This is a genomic window from Streptomyces changchenzhani (genome assembly GCF_039766235.1).
Classification (GTDB): domain Bacteria; phylum Actinomycetota; class Actinomycetes; order Streptomycetales; family Streptomycetaceae; genus Streptomyces.
Window position 1 is genome coordinate 388,308 of sequence record NZ_JBDHNH010000005.1, and the last position, 21,869, is coordinate 410,176.

Genomic DNA, 21,869 nt, shown 5'->3' on the forward strand with positions numbered 1-21,869 from the left:
ATCGTTTGAGGGCCGTCCGGCCACTGACTGCAGGACGCTTCGGCCCCGGCCACCTGTACTGGTGGGGAACTAGCGTTCCGACCATGGAGAACGACGAAGACACGGGTGCCTCGGATATCCGTGGCGAGCAAGGCTGGCCGCTGGCCGGACGAAGGCTTTTGACGCGTCGCGAGGTGTCCGCAGACGGCCGCGCCGTGTTCGGCACAGGCGATCCGAAATGGGAGAGTTTCTACCGCGACCGCTGGTCCCACGACAAGGTGGTGCGCTCCACTCACGGGGTCAACTGCACCGGTTCCTGTTCCTGGATGGTTTATGTCAAGGAAGGAATCATCACCTGGGAGCACCAGGCCACCGACTACCCGTCGATCGGTACCGACTGCCCCGAGTACGAGCCCCGCGGCTGCCCGCGCGGTGCGTCCTTCTCCTGGTACACCTACTCACCCAGCCGGGTCCGCTACCCCTATGTACGCGGCAAGTTGCTGACGATGTGGCGGGAGGCCCGCCGCCGGCTGGGCGACCCGGTCGCCGCGTGGGCGGAGATCACCGGCGACCCGGCCAAGGCCCGTGCGTACAAGCGGGCCCGGGGCAAGGGCGGCCTGGTGCGCGCCGACTGGGACGAGGTGTCCGAGCTGGTCGCCGCGGCCCATGTGCATACCGTCAAGACCTACGGTCCGGACCGGGTGGCCGGATTCTCACCCATCCCCGCGATGTCGATGGCCTCGTTCGCCGCGGGCACGCGGTTCCTGTCGCTGATCGGCGGGACTCTGCTGTCGTTCTACGACTGGTACGCCGACCTGCCCATCGCCTCGCCGCAGGTCTTCGGCGACCAGACGGATGTGCCGGAGGCCGCCGACTGGTGGAACGCCGGCTACTTGATCATGTGGGGGTCCAATATCCCCGTCACGCGTACCCCGGACGCCCACTTCCTGACCGAGACCCGGTACAACGGCACCAAGGTCGTCGCCGTGAGCCCGGACTACGCCGACAACGTCAAGCACGCCGACGAGTGGATGGCCCCTCACCCGGGGACCGACGGGGCACTGGCCATGGCGATGGGCCACGTCATCCTGCGCGAGTTCCTGGTCGACCGCTCCACGCCCTACTTCGAGGGCTACCTGCGCCGGTTCACCGACGCCCCGTTCCTGATCACGCTGCGCGAGCGGGACGGCGACATGGTGCCGGATCGTTTCCTCAATGCGGCCGACCTCGGTGACGAGAGTGAGAACGCACAGTTCAAGACCGTCCTGTTCGACGGCGGGAGCGGTGAGCCGGTCATTCCCAACGGCTCCCTCGGATTCCGCTGGGGCGAGGAGGGCGAGGGCCGGTGGAACCTCGAACTCGGTGACGCCGAACCGGAGCTGAGCCTGCTGGAGCACGCCGAGGACACGGTCACGGTGGCCCTGCCGCGCTTCGACGAGGGCCCCACCGAGGGCGGCTCCATCATGGTGCGCGGCGTCCCGGTGCGCCGGATCGCCGGCAAGCAGGTCACCACGGTCTTCGATCTGATGCTCGCCCAGTACGGGGTGCACCGGCCCGGACTCCCCGGCGCCTGGCCCTCCTCGTACGAAGACGCCTCCCAGCCGTACACGCCCGCCTGGCAGGAGACCATCACCTCCGTCCCGGCCGTCCAGGCGGCCCGTATCGCCCGGGAGTTCGCCCGCAACGCGGAGCGCACCGAGGGCAAGTCCATGATCGCCATGGGGGCGGGCACCAACCACTGGTTCCACTCGGACACCATCTACCGGGCGTTCCTCGCGCTCACCACCATGACCGGCTGCCAGGGCGTCAACGGCGGCGGCTGGGCCCACTACGTCGGACAGGAGAAGGTCCGCCCGATCACCGGCCTGCAGCATCTGGCGTTCGCTTTCGACTGGCAGCGGCCCACCCGCCACATGGCGGGTACCTCGTACTGGTACCTCAACACCGACCAGTGGCGCTACGAGGCGTTCGGCCCGGACGAGCTGGCCAGCCCGCTGGGCGAGGGACGGTTCAAGAACCGCTCCACCGCGGACTGCCTGGCCCAGGCGATCCGGATGGGCTGGACACCCGGCCACCCGGGTTTCAACCGCAACCCGCTGGACCTGACGGACGAGGCGGCGGCCAAGGGCCGCAATGTCTCTGATCACATCGTGGAGGAGCTCAAGTCCGGCGATCTGCGCTTCGCGGCGGAGGACCCGGACGACCCGGCGAACTTCCCGCGCGTCCTGACCGTGTGGCGTGCCAACCTGCTGGGATCCTCCGGCAAGGGCAACGAGTACTTCCTGCGTCACCTGCTGGGCGCCGACGCGGCTATCCGCGGGGAGGAAACCCCGCCCGAGGGGCGTCCCGAGGAGGTCGTCTGGCGGGACGAGGCCCCGGAGGGCAAGCTCGACCTGCTGGTCGCGATGGACTTCCGGATGACATCGACCGGTCTGTTCGCCGACGTGGTGCTGCCGGCCGCCACCTGGTACGAGAAGGACGACCTGTCCAGCACGGACATGCACCCCTTCGTCCACGCGTTCACCCCGGCCATCCCGCCGCCGTGGCAGGCCCGCACGGACTACGACACGTTCATGACCATCGCCGACCGGTTCAGCGAGCTGGCCAAGGACCACCTGGGCACCCGTACCGACGTGCTGGCCGTGCCACTGCTGCACGACACCCCCGACGAGCTCGCCCAGCCCGGCGGTGTGGTCCGCGACTGGAAGACCGGCGAGTGCGAACCCATTCCGGGCCGGACCATGCCCAAGCTGGTGACCATCGAGCGAGACTACGGGGCGGTGGCGGACAAGATGCGCGCCGTCGGACCTCTGCTCGACTCGCTCGGCACCACGACCAAGGGCGTCACCGTCCACCCCGACCAGGAACTGGAGCAGCTGCGGCACAGCAACGGTGTGCGGCGGGGCGGGGTGGCCGACGGGCGGCCGTCGCTGGCCACGGCGAGCGACATGTGCGAGGCGATCCTCGCCCTGTCCGGCACCACGAACGGCCGGCTGGCCACCGAGGGGTTCAGGGCGCTGGAGAAGCGTACCGGCACGGCGCTGGCGGAGTTGTCGGCCGAGCGGGAGGCGGAGCGCATCACCTTCGCCGACACCAGGGTTCAGCCCCGGGCCGTGATCACGTCCTACGAGTGGTCGGGCAGCGAGACCGGCGGGCGGCGCTACTCGCCCTTCGTCATCAACGTCGAGCACCGCAAGCCCTGGCACACCCTCACCGGCCGGCAGCACTTCTTCGTCGACCACGACTGGATGACCGAGATCGGTGAACAGCTGCCGGTCTTCCGGCCTCCGCTGAACGCTCTGCGGCACTACGGCAATGAGCACCTCGGTGAGGACGGGCGTGCCGAGGTGACGGTCCGTTACCTCACCCCGCACTCCAAGTGGTCGATCCACTCCGAGTACCAGGACAACGCCTACATGCTCGCCCTGTCGCGCGGCGGCCCGGAGATCTGGATGAGCAACGCCGACGCCGAGAAGATCGGCGTCAAGGACAACGAGTGGATCGAGGCGTACAACCGCAACGGTGTCGTCGCCGCCCGTGCCGTGGTCACCCACCGGATGCCCGAGGGCACCGTGTACATGTACCACGCCAAGGACCGCACGGTGAACGTGCCGAAGACCGAGGTCAGCGGTAAACGCGGCGGTACCAACAACTCCCTGACCCGTCTGTTGCTCAAGCCGTCGCACATGGTGGGCGGATACGCACAGTTCACCTACGGCTTCAACTACTACGGGCCCACCGGCAATCAGCGCGACGAGGTCACTGTCATCCGTCGCCGCTCCCAGGAAGTGGACTACTGATGCGCGTCATGGCTCAAGTGGCGATGGTGATGAACCTCGACAAGTGCATCGGCTGCCACACGTGCTCCGTCACCTGCAAACAGACCTGGACCAACCGCCCCGGCGTGGAGTACGCCTGGTTCAACAACGTCGAGACGAAGCCCGGTGTGGGCTATCCGAGGCGCTACGAGGACCAGGAGCACTGGAAGGGCGGCTGGATGCTCGACCGGCGCGGCCGTCTGGTGCTGCGCTCCGGCGGCCGCCTCAAGCGGCTGGCCTCGCTGTTCTCCAACCCCGACCTCCCCACCATCGACGACTACGCCGAGCCCGTCACCTACGACTACGACAACCTGGTCAACGCGCCCGCCGGCCAGGACGTGCCCGTCGCCCGCCCCCGTTCCGTGCTCACCGGGAAGCCGGTGTCCATCACCTGGGGCGCGAACTGGGAGGACGGCCTGGGAGGTGCGTCGGAGACCGCCGCCGGCGACCCCAACCTCCGTGGCGAACTGGCCGAGAAGGTCAAGTTCGAGTTCGAGCAGACCTTCATGTTCCACCTGCCGCGGCTGTGCGAACACTGCCTCAACCCGGCCTGTGTCTCGGCCTGTCCGTCCGGCGCCATGTACAAGCGTGTCGAGGACGGCATCGTCCTGGTCGACCAGGACGCCTGCCGCGGCTGGCGGATGTGCGTCACCGCATGCCCGTACAAGAAGGTCTACATCAACCACGCCACCGGCAAGGCCGAGAAGTGCACCTTCTGCTTCCCGCGCATCGAGGCCGGGCAGCCCACCGTCTGCTCCGAGACCTGCGTGGGACGGCTGCGCTATCTCGGTCTCGTCCTCTACGACGCCGACCGTGTCGGCGAAGCCGCCGCGGTCCCGGACGAGAAGGACCTGCTCGACGCCCAGCGCAACGTCTTCCTCGACCCCGATGACCCCGAGGTCCGCGCGGCCGCACGGGCCTCGGGCATAGCCGAGGACTGGATCGACGCCGCCCGCCGCTCCCCGGTACGCGCACTGATCAGCGAGTACAAGGTGGCGCTGCCCCTGCACCCGGAGTACCGCACGCTGCCCATGGTCTGGTACGTACCGCCGCTGTCCCCCGTCCTGGACGCCGTGGGCGAGGCGGGCGGCAACGCGGACAATCCCGATCACGTCTTCGCCGCGGTCACCCGCCTGCGCATCCCCCTGGACTACCTGGCCAGCCTGTTCGCCGCCGGCGACACCGACGTGGTCGCGGGGGTCCTGATGAAGCTGACCGCGCTGCGCAGCTACATGCGCTCCAAGACGCTCGGCGAGGAAGGTGACGAGGCCGCCCTCAAGGCGGTGGGACTCACCCCGACCCAGGCCGAGGACATGCACCGGCTGCTGGCCATCGCCAAGTACTCCGACCGGTATGTGATCCCCGCCGCTCACAAGGAGGACGCCGCCGCACTCAGTGCGATGGAGAACCGCTGCCCCGTCGAGACCTCCGGTGACCAGCCCGCCTCGGAGCGCAAGGTCATGCTCGGTCTTCCCACCTTCCGGCGCCGGGCCGCCACCTCTGACAGCCCCGCAGGAGAAACCGCATGAGCGCGCTGCGTACCCTCATCCGCCCCTCCGGGCGCCGCGTTCGTCTCAGCGCCAAAGAGAGCGAAGAGCGCGCGTTCCTGCTGCGGCTGCTGTCGCTCCTGCTGCAGTACCCGGACGCCGAACTGGCCGCGGCGCGGCCCGCGCTGACCGCGGCGGTCGACGCGCTGGCGCCCTCGCCCGCTGCGGAGCACCTGGCCTCGTTCACCACCTGGTTCGCCGCCGAGCCCTCCGACGCGCTGGAGAGCCACTACGTCGAGGTCTTCGACCTGCGGCGCAAGAGCAGCCTGTACCTGACCTACTACCTCCACGGTGACACGCGGCGCCGCGGCATGGCGCTGCTCACCCTGGCCCAGACCTACCGGGCCGCGGGCTGGAGCGCCGACAGCGGGGAGCTCCCCGATCACCTGCCGGTCGCCCTGGAGTTCGCCGCCCTGGCCGGGCCCCGCGCCGGGGAGGCGCCGCTGCGCCGGCACCGGCGAGGTCTGGAACTCATCCACCACGCCCTGACGGACATCGAGTCGCCCTACCGTCATCTCACGGCGGCGCTGCTGTCGCTCCTGCCGCCGGCCACCGGCGCGGACCGGGAAGCGGTGGCGAAGCTGGCGGCCGAGGGGCCGCCCGCCGAGGAAGTCGGCATGGACCCGTACAGCGGCACGGGCTTCGCGCCGCCCGACACATTTGTCCCGCCGCATCGGGCCGAACCCACCCTGATGCCGCCGCTTACATCCATGGATTCGGAGATCCGCCGATGAGCGCGTCCAGCGGCCCGGTGGCCGCCGTGAACGGTGCCGACCTGTTGCTGTGGGTCGCCGTCCCCTACATCTGCCTCGCGGTGTTCGTCGTCGGACACGTCTGGCGCTACCGTAAGGACCAGTTCGGCTGGACGAGTCACACCAGCCAGCTGCTGGAACGCCGCTGGCTGCGCTGGGGCAGCCCGCTCTTCCACCTGGGAGCGTTGGCCGTGATCGGCGGGCACGTCGTCGGCCTCGCCGTCCCCGCGTCCTGGACCCGGGCTGTCGGTATCGACGAACACGCCTACCACACCGTCGCGGTGACCCTCGGTTCGGTGGCCGGCATCGCCATGGTGACCGGGCTCGGCATGCTCAGCGCCCGCCGTCTGCTGACCCGCCGGATCCGCCCCACCACCAGCGGCAGCGACAAGCTGCTCTTCCCCCTGCTGTCGGCGACCGTTCTCATCGGTGTGGCCGCCACGTTCGTCCACAACATCGCCGGTGGCGGATACGACTACCGGTCCACTGTCTCGGTGTGGTTCCGCGGGCTGTTCACGCTCCAGCCCCAGCCCGAGGCCATCGCCGGTGCCCCGCTGCTGTTCCAGCTGCACGCGCTCACCGCGTGTCTGCTCTTCGCCGTATGGCCCTTCACCCGCCTCGTCCACGTATGGAGCGCGCCGGTCGGCTATCTGCGCCGCCCCTACCTGGTCTACCGGCGCCAGGAGCCGGCCCCCGCGTACGGCCGGCGTCCCGCTCGGCGCAGGCCGGACGCGCGGAAGGTCATCCGGTGACCTCCGGCCGGGAAGGAAGAGCTCGGAAATGATCCTGGAAGACCTTCGCACCGCGCGGCACAAGGACCCGGCACTGCGGGGATGGAGCTGTGCCGAGGTCGTGCTCTATCCGGGATTGTGGGCAGTCTGGTCGCACCGGATCGCCCACCGGCTGCACCGGTGGCAGGTGCCGCTGCTGCCACGGGTGCTTTCCCAGCTGACCCGCTTCCTCACGGGCATCGAGATCCACCCGGGAGCCGTGATCGGCCGTCGGTGCTTCATCGACCACGGCATGGGAGTGGTGATCGGCCAGACCGCCGTGCTCGGCGACGACGTCATGCTCTACCACGGCGTGACCCTGGGCGGCACCGGGTGGTGGCACGGACCCACGGCAGCCAGACGGCATCCCGCGATCGGTGACCGGACGGTACTCGGTGTCGGCGCGACCGTGCTGGGACCTGTCTCCATAGGTCATGACACGGTCATCGGCGCGCAGTCCCTAGTACTGCACGACGTTCCCGCTCACAGTTCCGTACGGGCCACCGTCGGCACCGCCGTCCACACACCCGGGAGCACCACGCGGCCTACCCCCTTCCCGCACGAGGAGAAACAACGGACATGACAGGCATATATCCCTCGATCACGGCGCTCATCGGCCGGACCCCACTGGTGGAGCTTTCCCGCTACGGTGACGGACTTCCGGTGCGGCTGGTCGCCAAGCTGGAGTCGGCCAACCCGGGCGGCAGCGTCAAGGACCGCATCGCTCTGGCGCTGATCGAACGCGCCGAAGCCTCCGGCGAGTTGCGGCCCGGCCGGCGCATCGTCGAGCCCACCAGTGGGAACACCGGCGTCGGTCTGGCGATGGTGGCCGCGGCCAAGGGCTACGAGGTCACCTTCACCATGCCGGAGAGCATGAGCACCGAGCGACGCGCGCTGCTGCGCGCTTACGGCGCCGAGCTCATCCTCACTCCGGCCGCCGAGGGCATGAAGGGAGCCATCGCACGCGCCGAGGAACTCGCCGAGCGCGATGGGGCTTACATGCCGGGGCAGTTCACCAACCCCGCCAACCCCGATGCCCACCGCCTCACCACGGCCCAGGAGATCTGGGCAGACACGGACGGCCGGATCGACGTTCTGGTGGCCGGTGTCGGCACCGGCGGCACGATCACCGGGGTGGGACAGGTACTCAAGGCGAAGAAGCCCGGCATCACCGTGGTCGCCGTGGAACCGGCCGAGTCCCCCGTACTCTCCGGCGGATCCGCCGGCCCCCACGGCATCCAGGGTCTGGGCGCCGGATTCGTACCCGCCATTCTGGACACCGGCGTGTACGACACGGTGTGTACGGTACCTACCGCCGACGCGCGGGAGGAGGCCAGGCGGCTGGCCCGTACGGAGGGAATCCTGACCGGAGTATCGGGCGGAGCGGCGCTGTACGCCGCCGCCACCGTGGCCCGCGACCCGCGACACGCGGGCGCGCTCGTGGTGGTCGTACTTCCCGACACCGGTGAGCGCTACCTCAGCACCCCGTTGTTCGCCGGTCCGTGATCGGCCGCACACCCATCCCTGGCCAGAGGAGCACGACTGTGACTGCCGCACAGGTCGACACCGGCCCCCTTCACCGATCGACCGCCACAGGGGGCCGGCGCATCGGCGTGCTCCTGGCCTGTCTCGGCGTCATCGGCTGGCTGGCCTCCTTCCAGCTCACCGTTGAGCACTGGAACGTCCTGAAGAATCCCGGCTATGAGCCCGGGTGCAACATCAGTCCGGTGGTGGGATGCGGCAGCGTGATCTCCGGCTGGCAGGGAAACCTCCTCGGCTTCCCGAACACGCTCCTGGGCCTGGGCGCGTTCGCGGCCGTCACCGCGCTGGGCGCCGTCCTGATGACCGGCGGCCGCCTGCACCGTTCCCTCTGGCTCGCCCTGAACGCCGCCACGCTGGCAGGCGTGGTGATGGCCCACTGGCTGATCCAGCAGTCGCTCTACGAACTGGGCAGGCTGTGCCCGTACTGCGCCGTCGTGTGGGTCGTTACGATCGCCCTGTTCTGGTACGTCACGCTTCACAGCCTCAAGCACGGGGTCATCCCGGTGACAGGCCGCGGGCGAGCCGTTGTGTCGGCGCTGAGCGTCTCTCACTGGATCGTCCTGCTCACCTGGTACGGGACGATCGTCTTCTTCGTCCTCGTACGTTTCTGGAGCTACTGGACCACGCTGATCTGACGTCGGCACAGTGCGGCCAACGGCCGGGCCGCAGTGGCCGCGAGAGGGTCCGTGCAGCACGGGCACACGCAGAGTGCGGGAGACGTCGACGCGTCTCCCGCACTCTGCGTGTGCCCGTACTTTCGCGGCCATCGCGGGAAGCGCGGCGGCACTGCTCACGGATCCGTACGCGCCCCGGCGGGGAGCATCCGGCGGGATCCCTGGGGAACCCCCCCGAGAGTTGAGGACCCTGCCGCTCACGCTTTCGTCGGTATTGATGTGCGGACGGGCACGAAGTGGCGCCATCGAAGTGGCGCCACGGATCGCGCCCACCCCGGCAAGGAGAAGACAACGGTCCGCGCGGGCGGGGCCCGAGCGGGCAACGGGGCAGGCCGTGCGGGCCCGGCCGGGCCGGGGGAGTTGCGCGTCAGGCGATGCGGTAGCCGGTCACCATGTCGATGCTGATGCTGATCATCTGGTCCTTCGTCCCGGCGACCCAGTGCTGGAGAGAAGCCGCGTAGCGTTCTTGCTGGGCTGCGTCCTTGACCAGACGCGCCACTCCGGTGACGACGACGCTCGAGCCGGTGCGCATGACCGGATCGAGCGCGTCCGTTTCGTAGGCGACGACCGCGCCGTCCTGTGCGGGGCTGAGCAGCGCGGCTCCGGTGTGTGTCTGGATGATGATCCGGTCGTCCAGAGGACGTGGTTGACCGGCCGGATGGCGGGGAGCGCGTCGTGGGTGAAGACCACGCGGCCCATCGGCACACTCCTGAGAAGGGAGAGCGCCTCGAACCGGGTCAGCTCGCTCGCCAGGGCGGGCGGCCGGAATCGGTGTGTGCGGTCATGACAGGGCTTCTTCCGGACGCGGACAGAGAACGGCGGTACATCGCTCCCGCCTTTGACGGCGGGCAGGGGGAGTGCGTCTCATAGCCCAAGTGAGGCAGGCCGGACCCCGGCAGCCTAGGGCTGACCGTCCCTGATCGGCCGGCAAAGAAACCATGGCACCTTCATCGTGGACCACGCAGGGCCGCTGGTCCCGGCTCCGGGGACGGGAACCGGACCGGGCGGCCCCGGGTGTCGGGACCTTGGCCCCGGGTATCGGGACCTAGGTCCCGGGTGTCGGGACCTTGGTCCCGGGTGTCGGGTGCGCGAGGTGAGGGCGGCCTCAAGGCGGCTGAACCAGGCTGTGCATGGCTGCCGTTGGGCTGTTTCGACGCCGCGATGTCGCGGCCGCCACCCGGGGACGAGGTCCGCCGGCTGAGGGCCGGCGCGGTCGATGTCCGTCCCCGGGCGGCCTTCGGTGTACCGGCCCTGTGATGACGGCCGGTCGGCCGGGGCGGCGGGACGAATGGCCCCATGCAATCGCGGACAGGTTCAACGAATCTGGTGGTTGGGAGCCGCTGGGGCGGTGCCGGGACACCACGGTCCCGCATCCGGGCGGCGCTCCCATAACGACTCGACCGAGAGGTACACGATGCGCCCGCTTGAGGACACCGCCGACATGGCACCATCGACGGCAGGAGGCCGAACCTCCCCGGCCGGCAGTCCGTGGATGATGCTGATGCTGGCCACGCTGGGGTTCGCGGTCAACTTCTGGGCGTGGGCACTGCTGAGCCCGCTGGGTCCGCGTTTCAGGGAGACTCTGGAGCTCAGCTCGTTCGAGCAGTCGCTGCTGGTGGCGGTGCCGGTCGTGGTCGGCTCCCTGGGGCGGATCCCGGTGGGGGCCCTCACCGACCGGTTCGGGGGCCGGGTGATGTTCCCCCTGGTGTCGGCCGCGACGATCATCCCCGTGCTCTACCTGGGACTGGCCGGGCACTCCTCGCTGCCGGCCCTGCTCGTGGGCGGTTTCTTCCTCGGTATCGGTGGGACGGCCTTCGCCGTCGGAGTGCCGTTCGTCAGCGGCTGGTTCCCGCCGGAGCGGCGCGGTCTCGCGATCGGCATCTTCGGAGCCGGCATGGGCGGTACCGCGATCAGCGCGCTCACGACCGTCAAGCTGGTCGACGCCTACGGCATGGCCAACCCCTTCCTCATCACCGCCGCGGGCCTCGCCCTGTACGCCGTGCTGGCTGCGGTACTGCTGCGTGACGCCCCGGGTCGCACCGTACCCAGCGAACCGCTCTCGCGTCGGCTGGCGGACACCGTACGGCTGCCCGTCACGTGGCAGGCGTCCGCCCTGTACGCGGTGGCGTTCGGCGGTTACGTCGCCTTCTCGGTCTACCTGCCGACGTATCTGAAGACCGGTTACGGACTGGGACAGGCCGATGCGGCGAACCGGATGGCCGGCTTCGTCCTGCTGGCGGTGGCCATGCGTCCGATCGGCGGCTGGCTGTCGGACCGGTGGGATCCCACCCGGGTCCTGGCCGGCGCTCTGTCGGTCGTGGTCGTGGGCGCGGCCGTGCAGTCGGTCACTCCGTCCCTCGCCCCGGTGGGCACGATCGCCTTCCTGTCGATGGCAGCCGCTCTCGGTGCGGGCAGTGGCGCCACCTTCGCACTGGTCGCCCTCATGGCGCCGGCGAACAAGGTCGGTTCCGTCACCGGTGTGGTGGGGGCCGCGGGCGGCCTGGGCGGCTTCGTCCCGCCGCTGGCCATGGGAGTCATCTTCAGCACGTCGGGGACCTACTCCCTGGGACTGCTGCTGCTGGTTGTGGTCGCCGCCGCCGCGCTCGTCTTCACCCTCACCCGGGTGCGACGGGCCGCCGCCGGCCCCGGCCCGGGCGGGCTGCCGGGCACCGCGAACCCGGCATGACAGCCCACCTACTACGAGGACCACGCCATGTGTGAGTACTGCGGCTGCCAAGCGATCGCGGCCATCGAGGAACTGACCCGTGAACACGACGCCGTAGTCGAGCTGATCGGCGCTGTGCACACCGCCCATCACGACGGGAACACCACCCGGATGGCAGAACTGGCCCGGCAGATCACCACCGTCCTGGCCCCACACACCGAAGTCGAGGAGCACGGCCTCTTCCCCGCCATGGCCGAGGAGTTCCCCGACCACATCGCGACGCTGGAAGCGGAACACCGGCGGATCGAGTCCGTCCTTGTCCAGGCGGCCGACGGGGTGCCGGCCGATCCCGGTTGGCCCTCGGCGCTGATACAGGCCCTGGCGACACTGCGGGAGCACATCCTCAAGGAACAGGACGGGCTCTTCCCCGCCGCCCTGACGTTCCTGAGCCCCGAGCAGTGGACCGTGCTGGACACCGTCCGCGCCCAGTACACCGGTACCCCGGTACCGGGGGTGCGCGGAGCGGTGTGACCACCTGAGCACCGTGATCGAAACGCCGTCCGTGCCCGTCCCCCGGTGTGCCGGGGGACGGGTGGCACCGGACGGCGTCGACCGGCACCCCCGGTACGGGGAGAAGCGCGGTCGTAGCGCAGTCAGAAAGGCAGTGATTCCCAGATGAACGCACCCGCCGTCCGATACCGTTCTCCCTCCGCCGGCCCGGGTCCGGGCGACACGCCGCCTCACGTCGTGGTCGTGGGGGGCGGCATCGCCGGTCTCACCGCGGCTGCCCATCTCAGCGGCGCGGCGGGCGCCGGCGGCCCGCGGGCCCGCGTGACGCTGCTGGAGTCCGGGCAGCGGCTCGGCGGCAAACTGCTGTGCGGGGAGGTGGGCGGCGTCCCGGTGGACCTGGGAGCGGAGGCGGTGTTCGTCCGGCAGCCGGCGGCTGTCGAGCTGGCCCGGGAAGTCGGTCTGGGCCACGACCTGGAGCCGCCGGCCACGATGCGTGCCTCGCTGTGGACGCGCGGCACGCTACGGCCCATGCCCCGGGGCCACATGATGGGCATCCCCGGAGATCTCGACGCGCTGGCCGCCAGTGGGGTGCTGTCGGCGGACGGTCTCGCCCGGGCCGGCCGGGATAGGCAACTTCCCCGTACGGACGTGGGCGAGGACATCACGATCGGCCGGTACGTGGCGGCCCGGATGGGTCGTGAGGTTGTCGACCGGCTGGTCGAGCCCCTGCTCGGCGGCGTCTACGCCGGACACGCCGACCTTCTCTCCCTGCGTGCCACCATGCCCGCTCTGTTGGCCGTCGCCCGTGAGGAACGCTCCCTCCTCGAAGGCATCCGCCGGATGCAGCCGCCCGCGCCCGGTGCGCCGGCGGCCGGGGAGCGGACGCCCGGCGTCTCCCCTCCTCCGTTCCGCAGTATCCGGGGCGGTCTCGGCCGGCTCCCCCTCGCGGTCGCGCGGGCCTGCCGCTCCGCGGGCGTGGACATACGCACGGGCGCCGCGGCCCGGGCCATGCGGCGTACGGACAGCGGGTGGCGGCTCACCGTCGAGAGCAACGGGGGGGAGTGGGAGATCGAGGCCGATGCCGTGGTGCTCGCCGTGCCGGCACCCGCCGCCGCCCGGCTGCTGGCCCACGAGGCGGGCGTCGCCGCCGCCGGGCTGCGGGACGTCGAATACGCGGACATGGCCCTGGTCACCCTGGTGTTCGACCGGGCGGACCTGTCGGAAAAGCTACCGGGCAGCGGCTTCCTGGTCCCGCAGGTGGACGGCCACGTCATCAAGGCGTCCACGTTCCTCAGTAACAAGTGGAGGTGGCTGGAGCAGTACGCCCCCGGCAAGGTCGTCGTACGCACCTCGGTGGGCCGGCACGGGGAGAGCACCGCCATGGACCTCGACGACGGGGAGCTGGTGGCCGCTTCCCGCACGGAGCTCGCGGAAGCGGCCGGTCTGACCGCTGTCCCGTCCGACAGCGCCGTCACCCGCTGGACCACCGGGCTGCCGCAGTACACGCTCGGGCATGCCGGCCGTATGGCGGCCGTTCACGAACAGGTCCGCAAGTCCGGCACGTTGGCGGTCTGCGGGGCCGCGTACGACGGAGTGGGTATCACCAGTTGCATCGAGGGCGCCCAGCGGGCGTCCGAGGAGATCGCGGCATCGCTCCGGGACCGCGCCCCGCGTCGCTGACGGTGCTTTCCTGCTCCGTGACCGGCAGGCGGCACGGTGCACCTCGGGTACGTGCGCCGGCCGTGTGAGGGCAGACGCCCGTACACGGCCGGCCACGGCAACACCGGCATGGCCAACCACACCTCGGCGCCCGCCGGTCTCCCGTGGGCAGGAACGCGCCCAGGCGTGGGTCTGTGTAGCGAACGGATCTGGCTCACTTTCGGTGGTGACTCAGTGTGCTGGCGGGTCGTTGGCATGGCATGCGTGACGTCAACGAGCTTGTAGCCATGGTGTTTTCGGGTCTGGCCCCGCTGGTCATCGAGGACGTGGTCGATGAAGGTGAGCGGATTGTGGTGCGGGCGCAGACACCGCGCGACTCGGTGCCGTGCCCGGGCTGCGGGGCGGCGTCCGGCCGCGTGCACGGCTATCACCTGCGGACGGTGGCCGATGTGTCGGTGGACGGGCGGCGAGTGGTGGTGCGTGTGCGGGTGCGGCGCCTGGTGTGTCCCACGCGCGGCTGCCGCCACACCTTCCGCGAGCAGGTGCCCGGGGTGCTGGAGCGATACCAGCGCCGCACTGCCCGTCTGACCAGGCAAGTCAGGTCTGTGGTGAAGGAGTTAGCGGGCCGGGCGGGTGCGCGTCTGCTGACGGCGCTGGCTATGCGCCTGTCGCGTCACACCGCTCTGCGCACCCTCCTGCGCATTCCGCTGCCCAGATCGCGGGTGCCCCGTGTGATCGGTGTCGATGACTTCGCCCTGCGCCGGCGTCACCGCTACGCGACCGTGATCATCGACGCCGAAACTCACGAGCGGATCGACGTGCTGCCCGACCGTACGGCCGACACCCTGGAGGCTTGGCTGCGGACCCATCCGGGCGCCGAGATCGTGTGCCGCGACGGCTCGGCCACCTATGCCGAAGCTATCCGCCGCGCTCTGCCCGATGCCATTCAAGTCTCCGACCGCTGGCACCTGTGGCACAACCTGTGCGAAGTCACCCTCAGTGAGGTCAAAGCACACAGCAGCTGCTGGGCCACCGTGCTGGACGCACCCCTGTCCGACGGGCCCCGCGCACAGACCACCCTCGAACGCTGGCACCAGGTCCACGCCCTTCTCGACAAGGGTGTAGGTCTGCTCGAATGCGCCCGGCGTCTGGAACTGGCCCTCAATACCGTCAAGCGTTACGCCCGGGCAGACCGGCCCGAACGCATGCTCCGTGTCCCCAAGTACCGCACCAGTCTTGTCGATCCCTACCGCGAACACCTGCGCAAACGCCGGGCCGAAGACCCTGCCGTCCCCGTCCAGCACCTCTTCGAAGAGATCAAAGCCCTCGGATTCACCGGCTGCCTCAACCTCCTGCACAAGTACATCCACCAAGGCCGCGCGGACGCCGAGCGAAGCCACATCTCGCCCCGCCGCCTCGCCCGGATGCTTCTGAGCAGGCCCGAAGGCCTCAAGGCCGAGCAGCAGAACCTCCTGGACCGGCTCACCGCGGCCTGCCCGGAGATGACCCGGCTCGCTGACCATGTCCGCACCTTCGCCTCGATCCTGGTGCCCAAGCCGGGCAACACCGCCGCCCTCAGCCGCTGGGCCACCGATGCCCGCGCAGCCGACCTGCCTCACCTGCATGCCTTCGTCCGCGGCCTCGAACGAGACCACGACGCGGTCGTCGCCGCTCTCACGCTCCCGTTTCATAACGGAGGCACCGAGGGCGTGAACAACAAGACCAAGCTGATCAAGCGGCAAATGTACGGGCGAGCGGGCTTCCAACTCCTCCGCCACCGCATCCTGCTGGGCTGACCTCACCCACCGTTACCACCGAAAGTGAGACAGAGCCTAGCGAACGGTGGAACTCGCTTGGTTGATTGCTATCGGCGTCCGGAGGTGAGCCGACCGTCGAAGGCGATGTCGAAGGCGTTGAGTGAATCGCCCCGGGTTTGATGGAGACATCGAAGACCCGGAAGGATGCCGATCATGGCTGCTCCCCGTAAGTACCCCGACGAACTGCGTGAACGCGCGACGCTGCCAGCCCAGGTGCGCGGCGGCCACGCGCAGGTTGAACACGGCCGCGCCGACCGACAGAGACTGTGCTCGCCGCGCCGGATCGGCCAATGGCAGTGACCGCCGGGCCACCGCACGGACCCGGTCCAGGCCGAAGCGCCAGGGCTGGGTGTTGTGGATGGAAGGTGCCGCCATCGCCGCGCTCAGCAGCGTCTCCAGGGCCGTGGCGTCGATTTCCGGTGTTTCTGGTGTACGCATCACATCCCCCTTGTTTCAGGTGGCGGGCAGGGCGGTGGCCAGCAGAACGACACCCAGCGACCCGACCAGTGAGGCTACGGCCAGTGCGCGTGCCAGTTCGGGGCGTCCTTTGGAGTGGGCCCAGCCGTGGGCGGCCGCGGCCAGCATCACCGCGGCGAACAGGCCGAGTTTGGCGGCCATAGTGCGCCCGTAGCCCGGCTCTGCGAGCGAGGCCCAGGTGACGCCTTTGTGCCAGGCCAGGGTCCAGCCGGTGCCCAGCTGGACCGGCAGGAACAGCGCGCCGGTGAGGATCCCGAAGCGGCGGCCCGCAGCGGCCGCGAAATCAGCCCGCGCCTCCTTGGCGAGCATGCGCCGGGCCAGTGGCAGAACCACCAGGGACAGGGCCAGTTGGCCACCGACCCACAGCACGGCACCGGTGACGTGCGCGAACCGCACCAGGGTCCACAGTCCGACGGCGTCCACTCAGCTCACCTCGACGATGCCGTGCGCCCCGGCTTCTGCGTGGCGCATGTCGTGATCGACGAAGGAGTAGTGGCCGGCGTCGGGGAAGACCGTCTCGACGAAGCCGCCCTGGGCGGGTGCCAGGTCCAGCACCTGGGCGCCACCGGGCTGATCCGGCTTCAGGAGGTATGCGCCCTCCTTGTATACGGTGTCGAAGACGGTGCCGACGATGTGGAAGGCGATCCCGTCACCGGGTCCGGCGGCGATCACCCAGAAGCGCGCCCGCTCCCCGGCCCGTACCTTCAGTGGAGCCTTGGCGTACTGGGCCGCCGCGCCGTTGAACGCCCAGGCGTCCGGGGTCCCCTCGCGCATCTTGGCGACTTGGTCCTCGCTGCCGGGCATACCGCGGTAGAGCTCGGAGGAGACCAGGGCGTACTCGTGGTCGACCTCGGGAAGCCCGGGCGGGTCGATGATCACGGCTCCGTACATGCCGTTGCCCATGTGCTGAAGCATCGGCGCGGTGCTGCAGTGGTACAGCCACGCTCCGGCCCTCTCGGCACGGAACCGGTAGACGAGCCGCTCGCCCCGGTCGAGGGTGCGCATGGGGCCGTCCGGGGCGAGGGCGCCGGCGTGGAAGTCGATGCCGTGGCCCATGTCCTGGTCGTCGTTGACGAGAGTCACTTCGAAGATGTCCCCGATCTTGCCGCGCAGGGTGGGGCCGGGTGCGGTACGGCCGAAGGTCCACATCTGCTGCTTCGCTCCGGGCGCCACCTCGGCCTCGGTGTGGCCGGCGTGCAGTTCGATCCGGTGCACCTTCGCGTCAGTGGCGGGTGGCAGCGCGGCGGAGCGCGGCTTCCAGCCGCTGGAGAAGTCCTCGCCGAGGTCCAACCCGTCGCCGGCCGTCGTGGTGGTACCCGTGGAGTGCCCGCCGTGACCGCCGGCGTCTTGGGCATTCACCACGATGTCGAGGGTCATCCCGGCCGCCCGGTGGCCCGGCACGGTGCACCAGGCCTGGCGGTCGGCAGTGATGTGCCCCAGGTCGAGGGTGCGGCTCTGCCCGCCTGCGAGCAATGGGGTGGCGGGGCCGCCGTCAACCTTGAGGTCGTGGCGCTGGGCGTCCTGGTTGGTGACCTTCAGCCGCAGGGAGGTGCCGTCGGTGACCTCGATCCGGTCCGGGCTGACGCGCATGTTCCGCAGGGAGACCTCGACGGTACGAGTACTGGCGGTGGAGCCGGAAGCCGTGGCGGCGGCCCGGTCCTCCGTCGTTCCCTGGCCTCCGTTCGCCACCAGTACGGCCAGCACGGTGAGGACGGCCCCGGCGGCGGTGCCGAGCAGCAGGGGCCGCCGGGAAGCCGCGGCCGGTTCGTGGCGGCGGCCGAGCACGGACACGACGAGGACGAGGAACGCGGCCCCGGCCGCCGCGGCCAGCACCATGCCCGCCGTGCCGAAGACGCCGGGCAGCGGAAGCGCCAGCAGCGTCACCGCGAGGTTGAGGGCCAGCAGGCGGGGCAGCCAGGCCCGCTCCAGGACGGCCCGTACCGCTGCCCGGTCCTTGGGGCCGCTGCTCAGCACGATCGGCAGCAGATAGGTGAGGGCACCGACCAGGACCTGGGCGACGAAACCGATGAGGAACACCGGGACGAGCGACTCGATGTCGGCCGCCATCTCCGAGGGCGCCCGGGTCGTCATGAGCGCCAGGTCCACGGTCACGCCCGCCAGCAGCCAGCCGGTGGCCGCCGCGAGCATCCAGGCCGCCGCCGCCGAAACCGGCGGCCGCTTGCGTACGGTACGGGCGAGCAGCTGCACGGCGACGGCCACACCGGTGGCGTAGACGGCGACTCCGGCCGAGGCGGGCCATCGCCACCCGGCCGACAGTCCCGCGACCGCCACCAGCAGCCCGCCGCCGGTCAGCCACAGCACAGGCCGGGCCACCCGGGTGGTGCGTTCCTGCATCCGTACGCCCAGCACGGTGGGCCAGAGCATGAACAGGGTGCCCAGCACGGGCAGCCCGATCCAGCCGAGCAGGGTGACGTGGATGTGGGCCAGTCGCAGTCCGGTGTGCCGACCCGGGCCGGCCGTTCCGGAGGCCAGCAGCCAGCCCAGCACCGCCCCGGCGATCAATGCCGCCGCGGCCGCCCGGTAGTACGCGGCGATCGGCTGCAGCCGCCCGCCCAGGGCGCCCCGGCCCATGCGGACCAGCACCACCAGGTGCGCGGTGACCGCAGTGACCAGCAGCAGGCAGCTGGCGCCCGTCAGTACCGGGACCTCTACCCATACGCCGGCGAGGATCCCCGCCACGGCGAGATTGACGCCCGCGAGCCGGGCGTCGCTCCACCGCTCATCGGGGAGCCGGGCGTGCAGCATCGCCACGGCGAAGTGCTCGCTCCAGACCACAATGGCGGTGGTGACGGCACCGAGCAGGAACAGATGGATCGCCAGCCAGCGGGCCACCGGCGGCGTCTGCTGGGCGGTGGCCGCGAACAGGGCCAGGCCCAGCCATGCCACGACGAAGATGTGGGCGCGCAGATGGCGGGCGCGCGGCCCGGACCGCTTGAATCTGCTGGGCGGGCTGTTGGGTGGCGGGGCACTGGTCTCTTCGGGGCCGCCCCGGACGCTGGTCATGTCGCTCCTTGCGCTCGTGGCTGTGGTGGCTGCAGTGGCTCTCGTACCGGCGCCGCGTCGGCAGATAGCCGCACCACGGTTCCTCGGCGTACGGGTCGCCGGTGAGCCGTAGGCGCGGGAGCGGGAGCCGCCGCAGACGCGGCGGAATTCGCAGCTGCCGCACTTGCCGCCGAGGCGGTCGGCATCCCGCAGTCCGGTGAACAACTCGGAGGACCTGTAGATCTCGGCCAGCGGCTGCTCGCGCACACTGCCCGCGCCCAGCGGCAGGAATCCGCTGGGGTGGACGGTGCCGGTGTGGGAGACGAAGACGAAGCCGCGGCCCGCGTTGACGTCCAGCGGGGGGCGGCGGGCCCGCCAAGCGGCCCGAGGGCAAGCGCTGCCACTGGGTCTTCACCCAAGTCGGCGAGCACCTGCCGCTGGAGGGCGACGCGGCGGAAGTGGTGCGCCTCGGTCGTCTTCGCGGGCACGGTCAGCCCGACGTCGTACACGAAGTTCAGTACGTCCTCCGCCTCGGCCGGGGTCAGGACACCGAGCTGCCGGCCGCGCCCGACGGGCACCAGGAAGAAGGCGCTCCACAGCATGGCCCCGTGGTCGCGGACCAGGCGGACGATATCGGGCAGATCATGCAGATTGTGGCGGGTGACCGCGGTGTTGATCTGCACCTTCATGCCGAACACACGGGCGGCGTCCCAGGCGTCGAGCGTCCATCGGTAGACCCCGGAACCCCGCGGAATCCGTCGTGGAGTTCGGCGGTGGACCCGTCCAGGCTGAGGGAGAGGCCTGTCGCGCCCGCCTCGTGCACGGCGAGGAGCCACTCCGGGGTGAGGGTGGGGGTGCCGGAGGGGGAGACGGCGACCCGGATGCCCGAGAGGGCGCCGTAGGCGATCAGTTCCAGCAGGTCGGGGCGTTGGAAGGGGTCGCCGCCGGTGATGACGAAGAGGGGTGCGGGGTGCCCGAAGGCGACCACCTGGTCCATCAGGTCCTTGGCGGCTGCGGTGTCGAGCTCATGCGGGTCGCGGTCGGGTACCGCCTCGGCGCGGCAGTGCAGGCAGGCCAACGGGCAGGCCCGGGTCGACTCCCAGATGACGATGAACGGCTTGTCCGCGACATCCTGGTGCTGCCTGGGCACCGCGCGCACCCGTGTCACTGGTCCCGCCCTCGGTAGCGGCACCCGGGTATCGAGGGGCCGGCAGTCCGGTGTCCGGCTCCGGCCGCCTGGATGTCAGGGCAGACGTGACAGGCGGCCGGACGGTGACCGAACCGGTATGTACGCCGGGCTTGCCACGGCACTCGACGGGGGATCTGGCCGGGCGGTCGCCCCTTGCGGTCGTACACGTCGTACCTCCGGTTCGGTCACCGACAGTGTGCAACGCCGTCCGCGGCCGGCGCCTGCGCCGACCGGCCCTCGATCGCCTGCCGAAAGGCCCTGGCCAGACCGTGAGAGGTGGCCGCGCAGCCACCTCGGCAGGGCCGTTCGGCCCAGAGTGCGGGGTGAGGGCCGGGCTTAGCGTTCCGTGCAATGGAGAACGAGAACATCGCGCAGCCTTCGGGGCCGGGCGCCGAACACAGCTGGCCGCTCGCCGCCCGCAGACTACTGACCCGCCGCGAGGTGTCCGCCGACGGCCGCGCGGTGTTCGGCGAGGGCGACCCGAAGTGGGAGAGCCTGCTGGACCGGGCCACCGGCGAACCCGTCGTCCCGAACGGCTCGCTCGGCTTCCGCTGGGGCAAGGAGGGTGAGGGATGCTGGAACCTTGAACTTGGTGACATCGAGCCGGAGTTGAGTCTTCTGGAGCGGGCCGAGGACCTGGTCGAGGTCTCTCTGCCCCGCTTCGACGAGGGCGCACTGTTCTGGTACGTGACCCTGCACTGCCTGGAACGGGGGATCATGCCGCTGTCTCGGGGAGGCAGGCGTGTCCTGGCCGTCGTCCTTAACACCCGGGCGATTCTCCTCACTGCCTGGTACGCGGCGATCGGGCTGCTGGTGCTCACCCGCTTCTGGCCGTACTGGAGCAGCCTGCTTTAGCACGGGCCGTCCGGCCCTCGAAGAAGGGACCATCGGCCCACCACTCCGGCGGAGCCGGGAAGTTGGGTGCACCAAATAAGTTCGTTGGTGAACACGCCGTACCTGTCTGGCTGGGCAGGGTCATCCCCGCCCCGGTGGAGGGAGCGACCCGTGACGGGGAGGAGAAGCCGTGGAGATCCCCGTCGCACTCGGTTGCCGCTCGCCTCGAAGCCGGCCCTGGCGGTCAACCGTAGGATCGTCCGGGCCGCGCACCGCACCGCACCGCACCCGCGAGTTGGACGTCCGGCTCGACGGCCTCATGGGCCGCGACCTGCGCGGCTCTGCGCGGCCGGACCGCTGGAGTGGTCGCAGAACCTGCGAGATCGGCACCGTGCTCGGGGAGCCGCTCTCCGGCTCCGGCGGCCGCACCGCAGCCGCATGGCGTCGTGCGCCACGAGCAGCGCGTCAGTATCGCATCGGGCATATCGGCCCGATCGGCCCCGGGCGACAGGGCCAATCGGCCCTTCCGCCCAGTCGGCGGCCGGGATTTGCTAACGGCGCGCAGCGCATAGTTACGGCACCGTAGGTTACGGAGCCGTAGGTGTGCATCCCGATTTCATCGATTTGAAGCGA

Annotated in this window: 16 protein-coding genes and 1 pseudogene; 12 read left to right on the top strand and 5 right to left on the bottom strand. The window is 70.3% G+C overall.

Features of this window, described 5'->3' with window-relative positions; all coding sequences use genetic code 11:
* The first annotated feature begins 83 nt into the window (after positions 1-83).
* The 7 genes from ABCR94_RS18685 to ABCR94_RS18715 are packed head-to-tail and all read left to right on the top strand — an operon-like array spanning position 84 to position 9,043.
* Positions 84-3,779 carry a nitrate reductase subunit alpha gene (locus ABCR94_RS18685; RefSeq protein ID WP_347120507.1) on the top strand — a complete coding sequence of 1,232 codons (3,696 nt, stop codon included), beginning with the start codon at positions 84-86 and terminating at the stop codon, positions 3,777-3,779.
* Positions 3,779-5,326 (top strand): nitrate reductase subunit beta, encoded by a 1,548-nt coding sequence (gene narH / locus ABCR94_RS18690; RefSeq protein ID WP_347120508.1) that lies wholly within the window; start codon positions 3,779-3,781, stop codon positions 5,324-5,326. The genes ABCR94_RS18685 and narH overlap by 1 nt, the downstream gene beginning before the upstream one ends.
* Positions 5,323-6,078: a nitrate reductase molybdenum cofactor assembly chaperone gene (narJ, locus tag ABCR94_RS18695; protein ID WP_347120510.1), complete on the top strand. Its 756-nt coding sequence runs from the start codon at positions 5,323-5,325 to the stop codon at positions 6,076-6,078. The genes narH and narJ overlap by 4 nt, the downstream gene beginning before the upstream one ends.
* Positions 6,075-6,848: a respiratory nitrate reductase subunit gamma gene (gene narI / locus ABCR94_RS18700; protein ID WP_347120511.1), complete on the top strand. Its 774-nt coding sequence runs from the start codon at positions 6,075-6,077 to the stop codon at positions 6,846-6,848. The genes narJ and narI overlap by 4 nt, the downstream gene beginning before the upstream one ends.
* 28 nt (positions 6,849-6,876) lie before the next feature.
* The gene (epsC, locus tag ABCR94_RS18705) at positions 6,877-7,449 is read left to right on the top strand and encodes a serine O-acetyltransferase EpsC (protein WP_347120513.1); all 573 of its coding nucleotides are present in this window, start codon (positions 6,877-6,879) and stop codon (positions 7,447-7,449) included.
* Positions 7,446-8,372 carry a cysteine synthase A gene (gene cysK / locus ABCR94_RS18710; RefSeq protein ID WP_347120515.1) on the top strand — a complete coding sequence of 309 codons (927 nt, stop codon included), beginning with the start codon at positions 7,446-7,448 and terminating at the stop codon, positions 8,370-8,372. The genes epsC and cysK overlap by 4 nt, the downstream gene beginning before the upstream one ends.
* 38 nt (positions 8,373-8,410) lie before the next feature.
* Positions 8,411-9,043 carry a vitamin K epoxide reductase family protein gene (locus ABCR94_RS18715; protein WP_347120517.1) on the top strand — a complete coding sequence of 211 codons (633 nt, stop codon included), beginning with the start codon at positions 8,411-8,413 and terminating at the stop codon, positions 9,041-9,043.
* Positions 9,044-9,449: 406 nt separating this feature from the next.
* Here the strand turns inward: ABCR94_RS18715 and ABCR94_RS18720 are convergent, their stop codons facing one another.
* On the bottom strand, positions 9,450-9,719 hold the full coding sequence (locus tag ABCR94_RS18720; protein WP_521977323.1) for a pyridoxamine 5'-phosphate oxidase family protein: 270 nt from the start codon (positions 9,717-9,719) through the stop codon (positions 9,450-9,452).
* 777 nt (positions 9,720-10,496) lie between these two features.
* On the opposite strand from ABCR94_RS18720, the gene ABCR94_RS18725 reads away from it, so the two are divergent.
* The 4 genes from ABCR94_RS18725 (at position 10,497) to ABCR94_RS18740 (ending at position 15,712) form a co-directional block, all read left to right on the top strand.
* Complete coding sequence (locus tag ABCR94_RS18725; RefSeq protein WP_521977262.1) at positions 10,497-11,768, top strand: nitrate/nitrite transporter; 1,272 nt, start codon at positions 10,497-10,499, stop codon at positions 11,766-11,768.
* 27 nt (positions 11,769-11,795) lie between these two features.
* Positions 11,796-12,278, top strand: a complete 483-nt coding sequence (locus ABCR94_RS18730) for a hemerythrin domain-containing protein (RefSeq protein WP_347120519.1) — start codon at positions 11,796-11,798, stop codon at positions 12,276-12,278.
* A gap of 144 nt (positions 12,279-12,422) precedes the next feature.
* On the top strand, positions 12,423-13,937 hold the full coding sequence (gene hemG, locus ABCR94_RS18735; RefSeq protein ID WP_347120520.1) for a protoporphyrinogen oxidase: 1,515 nt from the start codon (positions 12,423-12,425) through the stop codon (positions 13,935-13,937).
* Positions 13,938-14,176: 239 nt separating this feature from the next.
* The gene (locus tag ABCR94_RS18740; RefSeq protein WP_347119465.1) at positions 14,177-15,712 is read left to right on the top strand and encodes an ISL3 family transposase; all 1,536 of its coding nucleotides are present in this window, start codon (positions 14,177-14,179) and stop codon (positions 15,710-15,712) included.
* 225 nt (positions 15,713-15,937) lie between these two features.
* Here ABCR94_RS18740 and ABCR94_RS18745 read toward each other — a convergent pair.
* The 4 genes and pseudogenes from ABCR94_RS18745 to ABCR94_RS18760 all read right to left on the bottom strand — a co-directional run.
* A pseudogene (locus ABCR94_RS18745) lies at positions 15,938-16,171 on the bottom strand (nitroreductase family protein); the annotation flags it as partial.
* Between the two features lie 15 nt (positions 16,172-16,186).
* Complete coding sequence (locus tag ABCR94_RS18750) at positions 16,187-16,633, bottom strand: hypothetical protein (protein WP_347120521.1); 447 nt, start codon at positions 16,631-16,633, stop codon at positions 16,187-16,189.
* Complete coding sequence (locus ABCR94_RS18755) at positions 16,634-19,234, bottom strand: multicopper oxidase domain-containing protein (protein WP_347120523.1); 2,601 nt, start codon at positions 19,232-19,234, stop codon at positions 16,634-16,636.
* Positions 19,235-19,898: 664 nt separating this feature from the next.
* Entirely contained in the window at positions 19,899-20,363 is a 465-nt protein-coding gene (locus tag ABCR94_RS18760; RefSeq protein ID WP_347120524.1) for a radical SAM protein, read from the bottom strand.
* 390 nt (positions 20,364-20,753) lie between these two features.
* Between ABCR94_RS18760 and ABCR94_RS39140 the strand changes: the two genes are divergently transcribed.
* Complete coding sequence (locus tag ABCR94_RS39140) at positions 20,754-21,257, top strand: hypothetical protein (RefSeq protein ID WP_521977266.1); 504 nt, start codon at positions 20,754-20,756, stop codon at positions 21,255-21,257.
* Positions 21,258-21,869 lie beyond the last annotated feature (612 nt).

Excerpts from the sequence above, each read along its gene's own strand:
- narH (WP_347120508.1), top strand. The coding sequence starts at position 3,779 with ATGCGCGTCATGGCTCAAGTGGCGATGGTGATGAACCTCGACAAGTGC.
- ABCR94_RS18740 (WP_347119465.1), top strand. The coding sequence starts at position 14,177 with ATGCGTGACGTCAACGAGCTTGTAGCCATGGTGTTTTCGGGTCTGGCC.
- ABCR94_RS18755 (WP_347120523.1), bottom strand. The coding sequence starts at position 19,234 with ATGACCAGCGTCCGGGGCGGCCCCGAAGAGACCAGTGCCCCGCCACCC.
- ABCR94_RS39140 (WP_521977266.1), top strand. The coding sequence starts at position 20,754 with ATGGAGAACGAGAACATCGCGCAGCCTTCGGGGCCGGGCGCCGAACAC.
- narJ (WP_347120510.1), top strand. The coding sequence starts at position 5,323 with ATGAGCGCGCTGCGTACCCTCATCCGCCCCTCCGGGCGCCGCGTTCGT.
- ABCR94_RS18685 (WP_347120507.1), top strand. The coding sequence starts at position 84 with ATGGAGAACGACGAAGACACGGGTGCCTCGGATATCCGTGGCGAGCAA.
- ABCR94_RS18730 (WP_347120519.1), top strand. The coding sequence starts at position 11,796 with ATGTGTGAGTACTGCGGCTGCCAAGCGATCGCGGCCATCGAGGAACTG.
- hemG (WP_347120520.1), top strand. The coding sequence starts at position 12,423 with ATGAACGCACCCGCCGTCCGATACCGTTCTCCCTCCGCCGGCCCGGGT.
- epsC (WP_347120513.1), top strand. The coding sequence starts at position 6,877 with ATGATCCTGGAAGACCTTCGCACCGCGCGGCACAAGGACCCGGCACTG.
- ABCR94_RS18725 (WP_521977262.1), top strand. The coding sequence starts at position 10,497 with ATGCGCCCGCTTGAGGACACCGCCGACATGGCACCATCGACGGCAGGA.
- cysK (WP_347120515.1), top strand. The coding sequence starts at position 7,446 with ATGACAGGCATATATCCCTCGATCACGGCGCTCATCGGCCGGACCCCA.
- narI (WP_347120511.1), top strand. The coding sequence starts at position 6,075 with ATGAGCGCGTCCAGCGGCCCGGTGGCCGCCGTGAACGGTGCCGACCTG.